Annotated in this window: 1 pseudogene; it reads right to left on the reverse strand. The window is 48.3% G+C overall.

The features are described 5' to 3' along the window. Nucleotides 1–325, reverse strand: a pseudogene (locus tag ACFIO5_RS11655) (alpha-D-glucose phosphate-specific phosphoglucomutase); the annotation flags it as partial.

The raw sequence follows: 325 nt of genomic DNA on the forward strand, positions 1-325 counted from the left end.
TTTTTTTTCAGCAACCAAATCAGCCGCACGCCCTGTTGGCATGGAGCGAGCAATCCCCACAATCCCCTGCCGATACCCCTTAATCAGATGGGCATGATCAACCATAATCGCAAGAGAATCAGAAGGTGTAACAAATTGCCCACGCCCCATAATGAGATTACGATCTCCATCCCCATCAGAGGCAGCACCAAGATCAGGTCCTTGATCCGACATCACTAAATCATAAAGAGCCTTAGCATGAAGCAAATTGGGATCTGGTGGCTTCCCTCCAAAATCTGGCAAAGGAACGCCATTGACCACCGTTCCTTCAGAAAACCCTAAGCAT

The sequence above is a fragment of the Bartonella sp. AA86SXKL genome (assembly GCF_042196885.1).